At 72.1% G+C, this 17694-nt stretch carries 13 protein-coding genes; 2 read left to right on the plus strand and 11 right to left on the minus strand.

The genetic code is table 11. The features are described from left to right. Positions 1-9 precede the first annotated feature (9 nt). From ACQPY0_RS41630 to ACQPY0_RS41640, 3 genes are all read right to left on the minus strand, one after another. Complete coding sequence (locus ACQPY0_RS41630; RefSeq protein WP_432973916.1) at positions 10-312, minus strand: transposase; 303 nt, start codon at positions 310-312, stop codon at positions 10-12. Positions 313-428: 116 nt separating this feature from the next. Continuing rightward, the gene (locus ACQPY0_RS41635; RefSeq protein ID WP_432973918.1) at positions 429-3719 is read right to left on the minus strand and encodes a ThuA domain-containing protein; all 3291 of its coding nucleotides are present in this window, start codon (positions 3717-3719) and stop codon (positions 429-431) included. A 75-nt stretch (positions 3720-3794) separates the two neighbouring features. After that, positions 3795-4931 (minus strand): sugar phosphate isomerase/epimerase family protein, encoded by a 1137-nt coding sequence (locus ACQPY0_RS41640; RefSeq protein ID WP_432973920.1) that lies wholly within the window; start codon positions 4929-4931, stop codon positions 3795-3797. Positions 4932-5484: 553 nt separating this feature from the next. Between ACQPY0_RS41640 and ACQPY0_RS41645 the strand changes: the two genes are divergently transcribed. Further along, complete coding sequence (locus ACQPY0_RS41645) at positions 5485-5667, plus strand: hypothetical protein (RefSeq protein ID WP_432973922.1); 183 nt, start codon at positions 5485-5487, stop codon at positions 5665-5667. Positions 5668-5855: 188 nt separating this feature from the next. On the opposite strand, the gene ACQPY0_RS41650 is transcribed toward ACQPY0_RS41645, so the two are convergent. Together ACQPY0_RS41650 and ACQPY0_RS41655 are read right to left on the minus strand one after the other, a co-directional pair. Continuing rightward, positions 5856-7457: an alkaline phosphatase D family protein gene (locus tag ACQPY0_RS41650; RefSeq protein ID WP_432973924.1), complete on the minus strand. Its 1602-nt coding sequence runs from the start codon at positions 7455-7457 to the stop codon at positions 5856-5858. 291 nt (positions 7458-7748) lie between these two features. Beyond that, positions 7749-8261, minus strand: coding sequence for a YbaK/EbsC family protein (locus ACQPY0_RS41655; RefSeq protein WP_432995580.1), 513 nt, complete (start codon positions 8259-8261; stop codon positions 7749-7751). 198 nt (positions 8262-8459) lie between these two features. Between ACQPY0_RS41655 and mce the strand changes: the two genes are divergently transcribed. Beyond that, positions 8460-8918 carry a methylmalonyl-CoA epimerase gene (gene mce / locus ACQPY0_RS41660; RefSeq protein ID WP_432973926.1) on the plus strand — a complete coding sequence of 153 codons (459 nt, stop codon included), beginning with the start codon at positions 8460-8462 and terminating at the stop codon, positions 8916-8918. 22 nt (positions 8919-8940) lie between these two features. Here the strand turns inward: mce and ACQPY0_RS41665 are convergent, their stop codons facing one another. Genes ACQPY0_RS41665 through ACQPY0_RS41690 form a run of 6 tightly spaced genes read right to left on the minus strand, consistent with a single transcriptional unit; the run spans position 8941 to position 17693 of the window. After that, on the minus strand, positions 8941-11238 hold the full coding sequence (locus tag ACQPY0_RS41665; protein ID WP_432973928.1) for an MMPL family transporter: 2298 nt from the start codon (positions 11236-11238) through the stop codon (positions 8941-8943). Continuing rightward, positions 11235-11444, minus strand: coding sequence for an MbtH family protein (locus ACQPY0_RS41670; protein ID WP_432973930.1), 210 nt, complete (start codon positions 11442-11444; stop codon positions 11235-11237). The genes ACQPY0_RS41665 and ACQPY0_RS41670 overlap by 4 nt, the downstream gene beginning before the upstream one ends. Before the next feature lie 27 nt (positions 11445-11471). After that, positions 11472-12467 (minus strand): TauD/TfdA family dioxygenase, encoded by a 996-nt coding sequence (locus tag ACQPY0_RS41675; protein ID WP_432973932.1) that lies wholly within the window; start codon positions 12465-12467, stop codon positions 11472-11474. Between the two features lie 45 nt (positions 12468-12512). Then, complete coding sequence (locus ACQPY0_RS41680) at positions 12513-15320, minus strand: amino acid adenylation domain-containing protein (protein WP_432973934.1); 2808 nt, start codon at positions 15318-15320, stop codon at positions 12513-12515. Further along, positions 15317-16081 carry a thioesterase II family protein gene (locus ACQPY0_RS41685; protein ID WP_432973936.1) on the minus strand — a complete coding sequence of 255 codons (765 nt, stop codon included), beginning with the start codon at positions 16079-16081 and terminating at the stop codon, positions 15317-15319. Before ACQPY0_RS41685 ends, ACQPY0_RS41680 begins: the two co-directional genes overlap by 4 nt. Next, entirely contained in the window at positions 16053-17693 is a 1641-nt protein-coding gene (locus ACQPY0_RS41690; RefSeq protein ID WP_432973938.1) for a cyclic peptide export ABC transporter, read from the minus strand. Before ACQPY0_RS41690 ends, ACQPY0_RS41685 begins: the two co-directional genes overlap by 29 nt. Between the last annotated feature and the right edge of the window lies 1 nt (position 17694).

The following is a 17694-nucleotide window of genomic DNA, read 5'->3' on the forward strand; positions in this document are numbered from 1 at the left end:
GAACAGGGTTCAGGCGCCGTCGGCGGAATCGGCAAACACCGGCAGATTCGGCTGCCTCCACTGCCCGATCATCTCGTCGAGCATGTCGAGGGCCAGGCCCACTTCTCCCAGTGCCGCACGTCGTTGCCGATCCCGGCCCGGTCCCGTCGCTGACGGACGGTAGCAGCCTTGACCGGATCGCTGATCGTGGTGTCGTCCCACGACACCGGGCAGAACAGACGCGACCGACGCGGTGTCGGTGGCCAACTGGACGCTCACCGCGATCTGGCAGTTACCGGTCCTGCGCAGCGTCCCGGAGTACTGCCGGGACACGCACGGTGACGCGCCTTTGGGAAGCTGGCGTGCTGGCCGACAGGCTCGTCCACGAGGCTGACGGTTCGCGCCGTACCGCTCCCGGCACAGAGCGGTACGGCGCGCCGGTCACCGGGTCAGGGCGTGAACTCGACCCAGTTGATGTTCACCAGACCGGTTGCCGGTCCGCCCGGGACGGCGGTGAACACGAGGTAGAGCCTGTGCGTCCCGGCCGGCTGGCTGACCGGGACCGCAGTGCTGGCCCAGGCGTTGTTGCCCGCGGTGGCGTTGAGCGTCGCCGTCGCCACGACGGGGCCGGTCGGGGAGTCGAGCCGCAGCTCGACGCCCGCCCGCGGGGTACCGGCCGTGGTGACCGACCCGCCGGAGTACCGGATCGTGATCGTGCTGACGGCGCCGAGGCTGATCGGGTCGAAGGCAATGGCGTCGCCCGGGTCGATGCCGGTCACGTGCAGGCCGCCGCCGGTGTCACCGGTCGGTGCCGTCTCCACGCCGGTCTTGACCTGGGCGAACTCGGCCTGCTGGCGCGGCACCTGGATGACAGCCTGGCCGACCGTGGTCAGCGCCGGTTGCCCGCCCGCGCCGAGGTCGGTGTAGCTGGCGCTGATGCCGCCGTACAGGTAGCCGCCGGCGTGGTCGGCGCCGTCCGCCGGCGTCGGGAGCACGCCGGCGCAGCCGGTCGTCGAGCCCTGGCCGTGGCCGTGGGTGTCGTGGCCGAGCACGAAGCTCACCGTCACCCGGCTGCAGTCGACCGGGCCGTCCTCGGGGTCGGTGACGGTGACGGTGAACGGCACCGCGTCGCCCCAGTTGAAGAAGGAGCCGGAGACCGGGGACGTGACGGTCACGGTCGGCGCGGTGTTGCCCACGGTGATCTGCCGGGTGAGCAGGGAGGTCTTGCCACTGGAGTCGGTCACCGTGAGCTTGGCGGTGTAGACGCCGTTGGCGGTGTACGTGAACGACGGGCTCGGGTCGGCCGAGTCGACGGTACCGTCGCCGGTGAAGTCCCAGGCGAACGAGATGGACTCGCCCGGGTCGGGGTCGCTGGAGCCGGTGCTGTCGAACTGGACGGTGAGCGGCGCCTGCCCGGACGTCGGCGTCGCGTTGAGCACGGCGACCGGCGAACGGGTCCCCTTCACGTAGCGGATGACGGACAGCTGCGCGTCGGGGTTGGCGCGGAAGAAGCCGTCGCCGTACTCCAGCAGGTACAGGTTGCCGTCCGGACCGAACTCCATGTCCATCGGGTTGTCGAAGACGAACCCGGGCAGGAACTGCTCGACGCCGACGAGGTTGCCGCGGCCGTCGGTGCGCATCATGAAGATCTTGTCGCGGGTGAACTCACCGAGGGCGACGGCGTTGTCGTAGTACTCCGGGAACTTCGTCGGCGAGTTGAGGCGCTTGTCGTACTTGTAGATCGGGCCGCCGTGCGGGCCGACGCCGCCGGTGCCGATGACCGGCCACTTGAAGTCGCAGGTGGTCGGCGGCGTGACCAGGTACTCGCCGGGGCACGGGGTGCGGCCCTCGTACGTGTACCAGAAGTCGGGCTGGGCAACCGGCGGCAGCTGGGTCCGGCCGGTGTTGCGCGGTGAGTTGTTGACCGGCGCAGCGCAGTTGAACGGCGCCCCGGAGGTGCGAGTGACGAAATCGAAGTCGATGTACGGCAGGTCGGGCGCGGCGCAGTACGGCCAGCCGTAGTTGCCGGGCTTGTCGGTGGCGAACCAGCGGCCGGTGCCCTCGGGGCCGCGCGCGGGGTTGGCGACGCGGGAGTCGGGCGAGTAGTCGCCGACGTAGACCATGCCGCCCGCGTCGACGTCGAACCGGAACGGGTTGCGCAGTCCCATGAGGAAGATCTCTGGCCGGGTCTTGTTGTCGCGGTCCGCCCACTCGGGGAAGAGGTTGCCGTCCGGGATGGTGTACGTACCGTCGGCCTTCATCCTGATGCGCAGCAGCTTGCCGCGCAGGTCGTTGGTGTTGGCGGCGGAGCGCTGCGCGTCGTAGCCGGGGCCTTGGGTAGGCGACTCGTTGATCGGGGTGAAGTTGTCGGAGCCGCCGGCGTTGGTGTCGTCGCCGGTGATCAGGTACAGCAGCCCCTTGCCGTCGAACTTGATCTCGCCGGCGACGTGGCAGCAGATACCGCGGTCGGTGCCGACGCGGAGGATCTGCTGCTCGGTGGCCATGTCCAGGTGCGGCGTCGGGGTCTCGACGAACTTCACCCGGGAGAGCTGGTTGTACCCCTTGAACGCGTCCCACGCGCCTGCGTCGGGGCTCGTGGCCGGCGCGTCGCCCTCGTTGACGCCGGGGGTGGCCGGGTTGTCGACGGGTGTGTTCAGCGGTGGCGCGTAGTACAGGTACACCCAATGGTTCGTGGCGAAGTCGTGGTCGAGCGCCATCGTCTGCAGCCCGTCCTCGTCGTGCTGGTACACCGGCAGCGTGGTGATCACCGGGCTGGCGCCGGTCGCCGGGTCGTACAGCCGGATCTCCCCGCTGCGCGTGTTGTGCAGCACCCGACCGTCGGGCAGCACCGCGAGGGACATCGGCTCGCCCGGCTCGTCGTTGAGGGTGACCTTCTCGTAGTTGCCCAGGACGGTGGCGCCGCAGTCGCCCTCGACCACGCCGGCCGCCCAGGCGATCCCGCCGAGCAGGTGGCGCTGGACGTTGCGGTCGCGGTAGGAGCCGCTGGTGCTGCCGAGTCCGGTGTACCACGACCGGCCGCCTTGGTAGTCACGACACCAGGCGACCGGGCGGTCGCTGTGGTCGGGCTGGTCGAGGGTCGCCAGGACGTGGGCGACGCCGCGGACGTTGGTGGTGTACGTGTAGAACTGGTCGGTCAGCGAGACTTTGCGCGGCAGCGTCTCGGTCGAGGGGTGCGCGCGATCGGCGACGTCGACCACGCCGGTGGCGGTGACGGCGCCGGCGACGCTGGTGCCGACCAGTGTTTGGTAGAACGGCCAGTTCGGTTCAGTCTCGGCCGCGGCGTGGACGCCGACGAAGCCGCCGCCGGCGCGCATGTAGGTCTCGAACGCCGCCTGCTGGGTGTCGTCGAGGACGTCGCCGGTGGTGTTGAGGAAGACCACGGCGCGGAACTTCGCCAGGCTCGCGGCGGCGAACACGCGGGCGTCCTGGGTCACGGTGACCTTGAAGCCGTTGCCTCGGCCGAGCTGATCGATGGTCCGGGCACCGTCCTCGATGGACGGACGGCGGGCACCGGCGGTTTTGGTGAACACGAGGACGTTGTAGCTGCCAGGGCGGCGCTGGTCCGAGCGCAGCGCGGCCGGTCCGTTCTCCTGTGCGGTCTGGGTTTCCGTCGGCTCGGAGGCCGGCGCGGCGGCCGCGGGGGCGGCTGGCGCGCCGGCGAGGACGAGCAGGGCGGTGGTGAGGACGGCGTACCAGCGTGATCGTGACGACTGGGTCATGTGAGGGCTCTCCGGTGCCTATGGGGCGGCCCGCCGCCGACACGGGCCGCCGCGCTTTCGTACTGGCGGTAGGGCTTATCGCTGCTTGTAGATGGTGAGCTCGGACATGTTGGTGTAGCTGAGGCCGGCGAAGTCCATGGACTGCCCGGACAGCGCCGCACCGCCGGGTGCCGTGTCCTGCTCCCAGTTGGCGTGGTGGAAGTCCTGATCGCCGATGGTCTGGAAGAATTGCTGGAAGTTGATGTCCCCCTCGCCGAGCGGGGTCATCTCGTAGCCGTTGGCCAGCGCGGGGTTCTTGTTGCCATCCTTGGCGTGGAAGAGCGGGAACCGCTTGGTGCGCTCGGCCACGGTGAGGATCGGGTCGAAGAGGTCGGTCTGCTCGCGGCCCCGCCGGTCGGTGTACTTCTGGTACTTGAACCGCGCCACGTGCGCCCAGTAGATGTCCATCTCGAAGAAGACGTACCGCGGGTCGGTCTTGTCGAAGAAGTACTCAAGCCGCCGCTTGCCCGACGAGCGCGTCGGCTTGCCGCTGCCATCCACTGGCCCGCTGTCGAGCAGGAAGCTGTACGCGGCGTCGTGGTTGTGGGTGTAGAGCCGGATCCCGCGCCTGGCCGCCCTGCGGCCCAGCTCGTTCCACAGGTCGGCGGCGGCGTCCCAATCCGAGGTGTACACGCTGTTCGTCGGGTCCAAGCCGGTGCCGATGTTCTTCATGCCCAGTGTCTCGGCGATGTCGAGCTGCTCGTCGAAGGCGGCCGCGTTGATCGTGGTGTGCGTGCCGTTGGCGACGAGGCCGTTGTCGTCGAGAATCTTGCGAATCTCGGCCGGGGTGATCTGCCGGCCGAGGATACTCGTGTGCTGGTTGTACCCGGCGAACTCGATCTCCTTGTAGCCGATCTCGGCCAGCCGGGCGAGGACCCGTTCGAACCCGTACGGCACGCCGCTGTCGTCCGGTGCGGCGCCGATGCGGTCGCGGACGCTGAACAGGATGATGCCGCGGTTACGGCCGGGGATGAGCGGCTCGACCTTGAGCCGGCCCGCACCACGACCGCCGCCACTGCCCGGGCCGTCGTCGTGGGCGAGTGCGGGCGTACCGGTGGCGAGCACGGGGAGGCCGGCGGCGGTGATGACCGCGGCCGCAGCGGCGGACCTGGACAGCAGTGCACGCCGCGAAACCGCGGGTGCCGCTGAGGATGGGGTGTCCTGGTGGTGCATCGTTGATCCACTTCCGGGCAGCGCACGGCCGCCCACGGCTTGTCGGTAGGGGATTTCGAAGCAGCAGTACCTGAGGGGCATCGCCGACATGCCCCACCGCAGCGGGTGGACGACCCACCGCCGGTTGGTCGGTTACGACCGCGTTTCGTCTGTGTGATCGAAGCTAGACGTCATCACGGATGAAAGAAAGAACTATTCATGTCTAACTTTGATTGATCTCAGCAAAAGCTGCAGGTACGGTGGGCGCCTACGAGTCGCCGCCGACGTCTACTGTGGACCGTCGATCCGCTGGTCACACCCGTCGCTAACTACCGAATCGACCGGCTTGAGCAGGTGGGAAGCCCGGACCGGAGTACGGGGGATCGACAGATGTCACAGTTTTGTAACGTGACAGCCGGCGTTGGGCTAATTCGGGTCGATCGCCAACAATCCCGGCAGGTGCGCCCGGTCGAGCGACCCGATGTCATGCAGCCCACACGCTTGGGCCAGCCGCATCACCGACTCCAGGCCGGCACACCGCCGTTGCGAGTGCGGGACGGTCACGATGGCAGCCGTGCCCGACGAGGTGGGCGCGCCGGCGCAGTACGGGCCGCGGGTCCGCGCCATCGGCGCCTTTCTGGTCGGCTACCAGCACCTGCCCGATGAGCGCGCCCGCGAGGCCCTGGCGGACCTGCTCGGTGTCGGCATGTCGCGGGCACCCTGCTCACCGTGCTCGCTCGCACCAGCGACAGGCTGATCCGTGTACTGGGCACTGACCCGAACTGTCGAACTCGAGTACTTGCGCCGTGCGCCTGCTGCTCGGCGGCTGAGGGCGACGACGGCCCGGCCGCGGCGGGCCCTGACACCGGGCGGGCAACGGCGATGGTGGAAGGCGCTCGCCGGCGGCTCCGGGGGAACGGAGCCGCCGGGCGGGCAGAAGTGTGGTCAGGCGGTGTGGAGGGTTGAGGTGCCGGACTCGACCACGTAAGACGCGGTCGTCGTTACCGGGGTCTGGCGGACCTCGATCGTGTCGACCGTGCGGGCGTCGGTGCGCCACTCGTGGCGGTCCACGACGCAGCGCAGGTAGCCGCGGCGGGAGCCGTCGAAGTACTTCACGTGGGGGTTGAGGGTCGGGTTCAGGGCCTTCAGCGGGGCGTCGAATGCGATCGGGAAGTCGGAGCTGATCGACGTGGCGGTGAACTCGACCGCGACCGGGCTCTGCTCCGGCTTGTCGAAGTCGACGCGCAGTTCGCTCAGCCACGTCGAGTGGATGTCGCCGGCCAGAACGACCGGGTTGCGGACCTTCGCGTCGACCAGATGCTGCAGCAGGCGGGTGCGCTGCGGGGCGTAGCCGTCCCACTGGTCGAGGTTCGCCAGGATCGCGGGCAGACCGCCGGTCGGGTTGGGGAGCTTGATGCGGCTCATCATCACCTGCTGGGCGATGACGTTCCACCGGGCCGGCGAGTGGTTCAGGCCGTCGGCGAGCCAGCGCTCCTGGTCCTCGCCGGTCAGGGTGCCGGTGACGTTAGCGGTGCCGGCCTGCGGCAGGCCGAAGTCGCCGGGGAAGCCGCCGGGCTGGTCGGTGCGGTACTGGCGGGTGTCGAGGACGTTGAAACGGGCCAGCCGGCCGAAGTCGAACCGGCGGAAAATGCGCAGGTCGGGGCTGCCCGGCTTGAGGTTCGCGCGGATCGGCATGTGCTCGTAGTACGCCTGGTAGGCGGCGGCGCGCTGGCGGGCGAAGTCGGCCGGCGACTGGTGCTGCGCGCCCGTGTCGTCGATCTCGTCGATCAGCGACGCGTAGTTGTTCTCGGTCTCGTGATCGTCCCAGGTGACGATCCACGGGAACGCGGCGTGCGCGGCCTGCAGAGCCGGATCGCCCTTGTACTGCGCGTGCCTCGCCCGGTAGTCGGCCAGCGTGACGAGCTGGTCGAGGCCCGGCGTCACCGGCGTCGTGTGGTTGCGGTCGGCGAAGCGGCTGTGCGGGTCGTACTCGTAGATGTAGTCGCCGAGGTGCAGTACGACATCGAGGTCCTCGGCGGCCACACCGGTGTAGGCCGGCCAGTAGCCGTTCTGGAAATCCTGGCAGTTGACGATGCCGAAGCGCAGCGCGCCGCCGTCCTGCCACGGCCACGGCGCGGTCTTCGTGCGGCCGGTGGGGCTGAGCACGCCGAGGGCGCGGAAACGGTAGAAGTACTCGCGGCCGGGCAGGAGGCCGCGGGCGTCGACGTGCACGGAGTGCGCGAGCTCGGGCCGCGCGTGCGTCGAGCCGGAGCGGACCACCTTGCGGAACCGGTCGTCGAGGGCGACCTGCCACTCGACCTGGACCGGCCTGTTGGGCAGGCCCGCGCGCAGCAGGCGGGTCCACAGGATGACGCTGTCGGGTAACGGGTCACCGCTGGCCACGCCGAGCGCGAACGGCGTGGCCGAGTTTCCGGGGTGTCCCCCGTGGTCGGCGTGGTCGGTGTGCGCGGCGGCCGCGGTGGCCGGCAGCAGCGCCGCACCGGCCGTCACCGCCGCTCCGGTGAGGACTTGCCGTCGAGTCAGCATGGGCACACCTTGCCGGTCTCACCCGAACTCCGAACGAACTTCACCTTGCCGCCTCAGAGTTTTTCCGCCCCGAGCCTGACCCGCCGGGCGTCGGTACTCGTGGCCTGGGGCTTGACGTCCAGGACCGTCGTCCTCCAGGCTCGATCATCAGGGCGGACCAACTTGTAGTCGCGGAAACTCCATCCGAATCAGATGCAACAGCAAAAATAATTCAATTTCGCTGGCAACGGACAAAGGCATCGACATATGGGCGCTGGTGATGATCAATGGGATGGTGGCCCCGGTCCGTAATTATGCCGGGACGGCCGCGATCCGCTCCACCTGCGGTGCCGCCAGCGACACGTAGTCGCGCAGGGACAGCGCGACGGAGCGGTCCAGCCGGGCGGCGTTGAAGTACAGCACCGGCTCGCCCAGCAGGTCATGGTCGAGGAGCAGGCGCAGGCCGGCGCAGAGCGCGAACGGCACGATCGCTCCACTGACGCAGCCGGTCAGCCGCTCGGCCGTGTCCCGGGCGGCGACGAACGCCTTGCGACCGCCGAGGGCGTCGCGCACCCGGGACAGGTCGACCTGGCGGTGCCCGCCGACCACGGCAAGGGCGTGCACCGCCCGCCGACGGCCGATGGCGACCTCGACGACGAGGCACTTGGCCGCCTGCGACAGCCGGTGGCCGCGCAGCTCGGTGGCCGGCCCGGTGCGACCCTCCGGCGGATGGTCGATGTACCGGTGCCAAACCCCGGCGGTCCGGAAGAGATCTCTGAGGTGGCCGTAGACGTCGCCCGGGGGCGCCGCAGCCATCATCGACATCGCGTTCACCACACGCACCTTCCCACGTCGCTCTGCCGCGCCGACGTTACCGCCCGACTACGGCGAACAATTTTCGCGGAGATTTCCGGCAGCTGTTCTGCGCGCCAATTCCGCTGGGTACTTCGATCCGCGAGAAACAGCGGCGAAAATGCCGCCGGCCGATTGCCGCGGGGTGCCGAGCGGCGATATACTGTAACAATGTCCGTCGATAACTCCCCGGCCGGCGCGATCGCCGGAATTGGACTCCTGCGCATCGATCACGTCGGGGTCGCGGTCGCCGATCTCGACGAGGCGATCGCCCATTACGAGCGCGTCTTCGGGATGCGGTGCGTGCACGTCGAGGAAAACGCCGAGCAGGGGGTGCGGGAGGCCATGATGGCCCTCGGCACCGACCCCGGGGCCGGGCGAGTTCAGCTGCTCGCCCCGCTCGACCCTTCCTCCACGATCGCCCGTTTCCTGGAGCGCTCCGGCCCCGGGCTCCAGCAGGTCGCGTTCACCGTCGGCGACCTGGACTTCGCCTGCGCCGAGCTGCGTTCGCGGGGCGCCCGGCTGCTGTACGAGACGCCGCGGACCGGCACCGCCGGCTCACGGGTCAACTTCGTGCATCCCCGCGACGCCGGCGGCGTCCTCGTCGAACTGGTCGAACCCGGCGACTGAACCAGGCCGGGCCCGGCCTGGTTCAGTGCTCGGCCGGCGTGCGCGGCAGCACGCGGGAAAGCCGGCCGGGCAGCCACCAGTTCCACGATCCCATCAGCCGCATCAGCGCCGGCACCAGCAGCAGCCGCACCAGCGACGCGTCGATCAGCACAGCCAGGCCCAGCATGAAGCCCATCTGCTTGATCTCCAGGTCGCGGGTGAACATGAACGCGGCGAACACCACGACCATGATCGCCGCGGCGGCGGTGATGACCCGGGCGGTCCGGGTGATGCCGGCCCGCACGGCCCGGCGGTTGTCGCCGGTGGCGTCCCACTCCTCGCGCATCCGCGAGAGCATGAACACCTCGTAGTCCATGGACAGCCCGAAGACCAGGGCGAACGCGAACAGCGGCAGGATTACCTGCAGAAACCCGGTGCGTTCGACGCCCAGCGGCCCCGCGCCGTGGCCCTGCTGGAACACCACCACTGCCATGCCGAAGGCGGCGCCGGAGGTCAGCAGGTTCATCAGGACGGCCTTGAACGGCAGCAGCAGCGACCGGAACGTGAGCAGCAGCAACAGCCACGACAGCGCCAGCACGGCGACGACCACCACGGGCATGCCCCGCGAGCTCTCGGCCGTGATGTCGGCGATCTCGGCGGGGCCTCCCCCGACGTGGGCGGCGAGGCCGGCGCCGGCCAAGGTCCGCTCCGCGTCCGCGCGCAGGCCGGCGACCAGGCGCCCGGCCTCGATGGAGTCCGGGGCCTGACTGGGCACCACGGTGACCACGGTGGCGGAACCGTCGCCGCTGACCAGGCCGGCCAGGGCGGTACCGCCGCCGGAGCCGAGCGCCGAGCGCAGCTGCTGGGCGGTGTGCCCGCCGAGTTGCGCGTCGAGGACGGACGTGACCGACACGACGTCCGCCGCCTCGGGCCGGCCGGCGACCTGCGCGGTGTACCGGGCGATGGCCTCCAGCTGCGGGTCGGTCAGCGGCCCGCCGCCCGAGGCGGCGACGACCGTGACCGGGGACAGGGCGCCCGGCGGGAACGCCTCCGACATCGCGGTGTACCCGCGCCCGGCCGGCGAGTCCCGCACCGCCGTGGCGCCGAGATCCACGCCGTAGCGCAGCGAGAACACCGGCAGCGCCGCCGTGGCCAGCAGCGCGCCGGTGACGGCGGCGACCAGCACGGGCCGGCGCATGACGAACCCCGTGATGCGGGCCCACACCGAGTGCTCCGGGTCCGGGCTGGCCAGCGACCGGCGCGCCCAGGGCAGCGCCAGCCGGTTGATGCGGTGGCCGAGGAGGCCGAGCAGCGCGGGCAGCAGCGTGACCGCGATCAGCATCATGACCGCCACCGCGGCGGCCATCCCGACGGCGATGGCGTGCACCTTCGGCGATCGGACCAGCCAGAGCCCGGCGAGGGAGGCCAGCACCGTGACGCCGGAGAACAGCACGGCGCGGCCGGCCGTCGCCACGGTCCGAGCGACCGCGCGGGCGCGGCCGGGCCGGTCGTCGCGGGCGACCGCGGACAGCTCCTCGCGGAACCGCGTAACGATGAACAGCGAGTAGTCGATGCCCAGCGCGATGCCGACCATACTGACGGCGGTCTGCACGAACACGTCGAACGACGTGACCAGGGACACCGCGCCGAGCAGCCCGAACGCGGCCAGCACGGCGACGACCCCGAGCCCCAGCGGCAGGGCGGCGGCCACGAGCGAACCGAACGCGACGAGCAGGACCACGGCCGCGGCGGGCAGGCCGATCGACTCGGCCCGGGCCAGGTCCTGCGAGCTCTGCGTGACGGTGGCCGCGGCCAGCGGGGACGCGCCGGTGAACAGGACCTCGACGTCGCCGTTGGACAGCTGCGCGGCCAGGTCGCCGAGCGGTTGCGCCGCTGCCTGCCGGTCGCGCCGGTCGCCGGCGAGGCCGACCGGGACCAGCACGGTGTGCCGGTCCGGGGCCGTCCAGCGCTCCGCCGCGGTGTAGGGGTCGGTCACCGTGCGCACCGCCGGCTGCCCGCCGTAGCGGCCGACCGCCTGCGCCACCACCTGCCGGAACTGCGGGTCGTCGGCGGTGCGGCGGCCGGAGTGCACGACGACGAAGTCGGTCTCGTCGGTCGCGGCCGGGAACCGCTGCGCGACCAGGTCCCGGGCGCGCTGCGAGTCCGAGCCGGTGACCAGGTTGTCCCCGGCGGTGAGGTGCGCGGTGAAGTACCCGGCGGATACCACGGCGCAGGCCAGCAGCAGGACCCAGACCGCGCTGACCCGCCACGGGTGCAGCGCCGTCCACAGCCCGAGCCGGTGGAGCGGGCCCTCGCGATGCCGGTCCGCCGGGAAGCTCACGGGGCCTCGCCCGCCATCCGAGCGCGCAGGCTCGCCGGTCGCATGTCGGTCCAGAGCTCACCGATGCGGGTCAGGCACTCCTCGCGCGTGCCCGGCTCGCCGACCGGCCGCCATCCGGCGGGCGCGGGCCGGTCGGCCCACCACAGCGAGTACTGTTCCTCGTCGTTGACCACGACGAGGTGGGCGGGCTCGGTCGGTGCGGACATGTCGTCTCTCCCTACACAGTCGGCGAGTCAGAGCAGGACCTGGCCGCCGCTGGGGCGGTGAGCCCGGGTGCGGCGGTTGTCGGTGTGGACGTACACGCGGTGCAGCCACCGGTCGCGACCGTCGTAGCGGGGCGTGAACTGCGACCGCCCGTGCAGCACGAGGCGGTTGTCGACGAAGGCCATCTCGCCGGGGCCCAGCACCAGCGACACCGCGACGTCGAACAGCACCTTGCGCAGGCGCTGCAGCACCGCGTCGGCCTCGTCGTCCAGCGGCTCGGTGGCGTTGAAGTCCAGGCAGACGTCGGGGTCCTCGGGGCTGCCGGCGAGCACCGGATGCGCCGGGCGGGCGTCCCCGCTGTGGAACGACGGCGGTGCGGCAGTGCGGAAGCGCGGCTGGAGCAGCACCTCACGGTCGGCGCCGTCGAGCAGCGGCACGGCGTTGCGGATCGAGGACACCAGGGTGCCGGCCGTACTGGAGTGGTCGCCGCGCAGGCACAGCAGGCCGACGTAGTCCGGGCGGTGCGGGTGGAAGGCGTTCTCGATGTGGAACTCCAGCGGCGTCGAGCCGGCGTTGCTCTGCGAGTCCTCCAGGCCCTTGACCGGCACCACGTTCTGCACCAGGGCGCCGGACTTCTCGTCCCGGTAGGCGACCACCTCGCCCATCTGCTGGCCGATCAGCATGGCCACGGCGGCGGGCCCGGCCGCCTCGCGCTCGACCGACTCCCGCACGTCGGGCGTGTCGGGCAGGCCGTGCTCGTCGATGGGCAGCCCGGCCAGCAGCAGCGTGCCGGACCGGCCCGGGTCGTGCCGGTACCGCCGGATCGCCTGCCGCAGCCGCACGGGCAGCCGGCAGCTCAGCTGGCGGGCCGCGGCCAGCCAGTCGGGGTCGTCGATGAGCCCGGGCGCGGTGCGCACAAGCTGTTCGGCCAGGGCATTGAACTCGGCGCGCTCGTGCGCGTCGAGCTCGATGCTGTGCTCGACGCGCGGCCGGGATGTGCCGCGGGTAGCGTCAAGAACGGTCATCAGCTCTCTCCTCGATCTCTCCTCGACGACGGGATCCGCCACCGCTCACGGCAGCGCCGGGAGCGCGCGGACGTCGATCTTTCCGTTGGGAGTCAGCGGCACCCGGTCGATGGCGACGAACCGAGCCGGAATCATGTACTCGGGCAGCAGTGCGGCCAGGTGCTCGCGCAGGGTGGCGGCGTCGAGCGGCCAGCCGGCGGCGGGCACGACGTAGCCGACGAGCCGCTCGTCGCCGGCGGCGGAGCGGCGCGGCGCCACGACGGCGTCGCGCACGCCGGGGTGGCGGCACAGGCACGCCTGGATCTCGCCCAGCTCCACCCGGTACCCCCGGATCTTGACCTGGTTGTCGACCCGTCCGAGGAACTCCAGCGCGCCGCCGGGCAGCCGGCGCGCGAGGTCGCCGCTGCGGTAGAGGCGGGCGCCGGGCGGGCCGTAGGGGTCGGGCACGAACCGGTCCGCGGTCAGGTCCGGCCGGCCCAGGTACCCGCGGGAAACGCCGGCCCCGCCGATGTACACCTCGCCCGGCACGCCGATCGGCGCCGGCCGCAGGAACTCGTCCAGCACGTACATCGTGGTGTTCGGGATGGGGTCACCCAGCGGGACCAGTTCGGTGGCCGGCGCCGCCGTGATGACCTCGCCGGAGTTGCCGATCGTGATCTCCGTGGGGCCGTACTCGGTGGCGACCCGCGTGCCGCCGGGCCCGGCCAGATCCAGCCACCGCCGCGCGAGGTCGGCCGTGAAGGCGTCGCCGGCGGCGATGACGATGCCGGCCAGCGACCGGGCCTGTCCCGCGTCGAGCTGGTGCGTGAGCAGATCCAGGTGCCCGGGGGTCAGCTTGATGAAGCTGTACGGCGCACCCGCGGCCAACTGCTCGCCGAGCCCGGCCACGTCGAGCCGGTCGGGCAGCAGGTGGACCGGCTGCCCGGCCAGCAGCGGCGCGAACAGGTTCGGGATGCCCAGGTCGAAGGAGATCGACGAGAAAACCGGCGCGCCGCCCGGCCCCGCCGCAACGTACGCGTCCAGCGTGAAGCGCAGGTAGTTGACCAGGCCGTCGTGCTGGACCAGCACGCCTTTGGGGGTGCCGGTCGAGCCGGAGGTGTAGATGACGTACGCCAGGTTCGCCGGGTCGGGGCGCACGTCCGGCGCCCCGTCCGGCTGCGCGGAAAGGGCCGCCGGGTCGCGGTCCACCAGCACCATCCGCACGGGCAGGTCGCCCAGCGCCTCCGCCTGCGCCGGCCCGGCGACGACCAGCCGGCAGCCGGCAGCGAGCGTCATGTGCCGCAGCCGCTCGGCCGGCAGTGCGGGGTCGAGCGGGAGGTACCCGGCGCCTGACTTCCACACGCCCAGAAGCGCGGGCAGCAGGTCCGCCGTACGCTCGAGGCTCACCCCGACCAGCGCCTCCGGGCGGGCGCCCAGCTCGATCAGGTGCCGGGCGAGCCGGTCGGAGCGCGCGTCCAGTTCCGCGAACGTCATCGCGATGCCCGCGCCGCGCACGGCCAGGGCGTCCGGTGTCGCGGCGGCGCGCTCGCGGAGCAGGTCGACGACGGTCACCGGCTCGTGCGGTGCGACCGGCCCGGCGGCCCAGGTGTCCAGCACGAGCCGGACCTCGCCGTCGGGCGGGTGCGCGTCGGCGGCGCCGGTCCCGGCCGCCATCGCCGCCAGGACCAGCCGGTACATCGCCGCGAGCCGCTCGGCGTCCGGCCCGGTCGCGGCGGCCCCGTGGACGCTCAGCACGACCCGCCCCGGCCAGGCGTCCACCCGCAGGCCGTTGGCCAGGGTCTCCCCCACCGGCGCGTCCGCCTCGGCCGGGTGGGCGACGAACAGGGCGCCGGCGAGGCGTTCGGCCTCGGCGCGGACCGGCTCGGGGCGGCTGTGGCGGTACCGCCACGCGGCTCGCGCCTCGGCGCCCACCCCGGCCACCAGCTCCCGCCAGGTCGCCGCACCGCGGCTGACCGCCAGCGGCAGGGCGAGGGAGTGCAGTGGCTCGGCGCAGCCCTCGCCGGCGTGCGTGGCCGCCAGCCGCGCCTCGGTGTGCGCCGTCGGCTCGGGGGTGAGCATGCCCAGCACCCGCAGGTGCGCCGCCAGCAGCACCGTGTCGATCGCGACCCCGGCGGCGTCTGCGAGCCCCCGCAGGCCGTCCATCAGGTCGTCGATGGGCACGGGCAGGCGGTGGTGCACGGCCGGTTCGCCGCGGCGCGGCGCCCACGCGGCGGGCAGCGTGAACGGCGAGCCGTCCGCCAGCGCCCGCCAGTTCGCGGGCCCGCCGAGATCCCAGGCGGCCTCCAGCTCGGCCGCCACGCAGACGGCATGCCCGGTCGTCCCGGTCGCCGGCGGCCCGGCCGGGGAGCACAGCAGCGTCGGCAGGTCGACCAGGTCGGCCAGCGCGCGGTGGGCGGCGGCCAGCAGGACCACGTCGCCGCCCGGCTCCAGCACGACGTGCAGCCGCAGCAGCGGTTCGCGGGCGGGGTCGATCCGAGCCGATCGCTCGGCGCGGATCAGGGCGCTCAGCCGGCCGCGTGCGTCGTCCGCCGCCGCCTCGCGCAGGTCGTGGACCTCGGGATCGGGCCCGGCCGCGGCGAGGATCTGCAGCCAGCGGCCGGACTCGGGCAGGCTCAGGGTGGCGCGCAGCAGCTCGTGCCGGGCGACCAGGTCGCGCAGCCGGTCGGCGCCGGCGCCGGGATCCGCCCGGCCGGGCAGGCGCACCGCGGCGACCTCGGTGGCCGCGGCGGCGTCACGGCACGCCGCCGCCTGCGTGGGGAAGACGGGGTACGCCTCGATCACGCCCGGGGCGAGCGCGTCCCGCTCGGCCGCGGTGAGCAGGGTGAACGCGGCGGAAGCGCCGAGCACGCTCACCACCGGCTCCCCTCGACGGACTCCGGCAGGCCGAGGCGCTCCACGACGGTCCGCACCAGCTCGGCCGGGACGGTGTTGAGGTAGAAGTGGTCGCCCGCGAACAGTCGCAGTTCCGCGGAGACCGCGCTGTGCCGGCGCCAGCGCAGCAGCGCGGCCGGCGAGACGCTGGGGTCGGCGGTACCGCCGAGCACCGTGAACGGCACCGGCAGCGGGGGCTCCTCGCGGTACTCGTAGGTCTCCAGCACCGCGAAATCCGCCCGCAGCGTGGGCAGTATCAACGTCATCAGCTCCTCGTCCTCGAGCAGGTGAAGGGGCGTCCCGTTGAGCCGGCGCAGCCGCGCCTTGACCTCCTCGTCGGGCGCGTCGAACAGCCGTGACTCGCCGGGGCGCGCGTCGGGGGCGTCGGCCGCGGACACGAACAGGTGCCGCGGCATCGGCAGCCCCATCCGGCGCAGCGCCCGGGTCAGCTCGAAGGCCACCAGGGCGCCCATGCTGTGCCCGAACAGCGCGAAGGGCCGGTCGAGGCCGTCGGCGACGGCGCCGGCGAGCGCGCGGACCAGCGGGGTCAGCCGGACGTAGGGCTCCTCACGGACCCGGGTGGCCCGGCCGGGCAGCTCGACCGCCAGCACCTCGACCCCCGGGGGCGCCAGCTCGCGCCAGGGCCGGTAGGCCGCGGCCGCACCGCCGGCGTACGGCAGGCAGAACAGCCGCAGCGCCGCGCCGGAACTGGGCTCAGCTCCCGCCAGCCACCGTGTGTCCACGAGGCACCTCCTCAGCTCTGATCTGGCCGAAATCGAGCCGGACCAGCCGATCGGCGGCGCCGAACCAGCGATCGTCGTGGGTGATCACCACGACCGCCTTGTCCTGTGCCCGCAGCTCGGCCAGCAGCTCGGAGTAGAAGAACTCCTTGAACACCGGGTCCTGGTCGGCGGCCCACTCGTCGAACACGTAGAACGGACGGTCCTCCAGGTAGGCCGACAGCAGCGCGAGCCGCTTGCGCTGCCCCTGCGACAGGGCGGTGGTGGAGAACCGGTCACCGGCGATGCTCACCTTGTGGTCGAGCTGCAGGCGTTCCAGGTAGTGGCGGGCCCGGTCGGTCACAGCCTGGCCGGGCAGTCCGGCCAGGCTGTCGAACAGGAAGAAGTCGGAGAACACGGCCGAGAACAGCTGGCGGTAGGCGTCGCGGTTGGCGTCGGTGACCGCCACCCCGTCGACCTCGATCAGGCCGTGCTCCGGTGGGTACAGGCCGGTGAGCACCTTGGCCAGGGTCGTCTTGCCGCTGCCGTTGGCGCCGACGACGAACAGCAGCTCGCCCCGGCGGAACTCGAAGTTCAGGGGCCCGAGGACGAACTCCTCCCCCTTCGGCCCGGGGTAGACGTGCACGACCTCGCGCAGCCGCACGGTACGCCATCCATCGAACGCAGCCACCGGGGCGCCGGACGTCGGGGGTTCCGCCGAATCCAGGGCGGCGATGCGCTCCTGCACCGTGCGCAGGGCGACCGCGGCGCGGCCCAGGGCCGGCAGCCAGGTGAGCATGCCCTGCAGGCTCGACACGGCGAACACCACGACCACGACGCTGTCCGCCAGCTCCTGGGCGGGCAGGGTGAACAGCAGCGGAAACGCGAACAGCAGCGCGCCGATCAGGCCGAAGAAGACCGCCTGACCGCTGCCGGCGGCCGCCTCGAACACCGACAGCCCGATCACGCTGTGCCGGCGATAGGCCAGCGCCGTGCGGGTCAGCTCGGTGCCCGTGAGCGCGTCGCGGCGCCGCCGGTTGAGTTTGAGCTCCTTGACGCCTTCGGTGACCGCCCGGAAGTGCTCGAACAGCACGTCCTGCTCGGTGCGGGCGGCGTCGAGGGAGCGCAGCCCGGAGACCGAGAACAGGCGGTACAGCGCGACGCCGGCCAGCGTGGCGACGCCGGCGGCCGCGGCGGCCGGCGGGGAGACGATCAGCAGGTACACCAGGCTGACGAGGACGAACGCGGCGCTGGAGGCGATGGCCGGCAGGCCCGGCAGCGCGTCGGCGATCACCACGACGTCGTCGGCGAGCGCCGAGTACAGCCGCGGGGTGCCGACCCGCTCCACGGTGCGCAGCGGCGCGCCGAGCACGGCGTCGATCAGGCGCCGCCGCACCTGCAGGATCACGCCCTGGGAGAGCCGGAACAGCAGGTGCTGCGACACGAACCGGGTTACCAGGGTGGCCACGCACAGCGCGGCGTACGACCACACCAGCCAAGCTCGGGTGCCCCCGGACAGTGCCAGGTTGACCAGGACGATGAACGCCGCGCCGGTGCCGCCGCTGGCGAGGCTCACCACCAGCGCAAGGGCGAACATGCCCCGCGCGGTGCGCAGCAGGTAGCCGAACAGGCCCATC

Origin of the sequence: Dactylosporangium sp. CA-233914 (genome assembly GCF_050942935.1) — a bacterium.
Lineage (GTDB): Bacteria > Actinomycetota > Actinomycetes > Mycobacteriales > Micromonosporaceae > Dactylosporangium.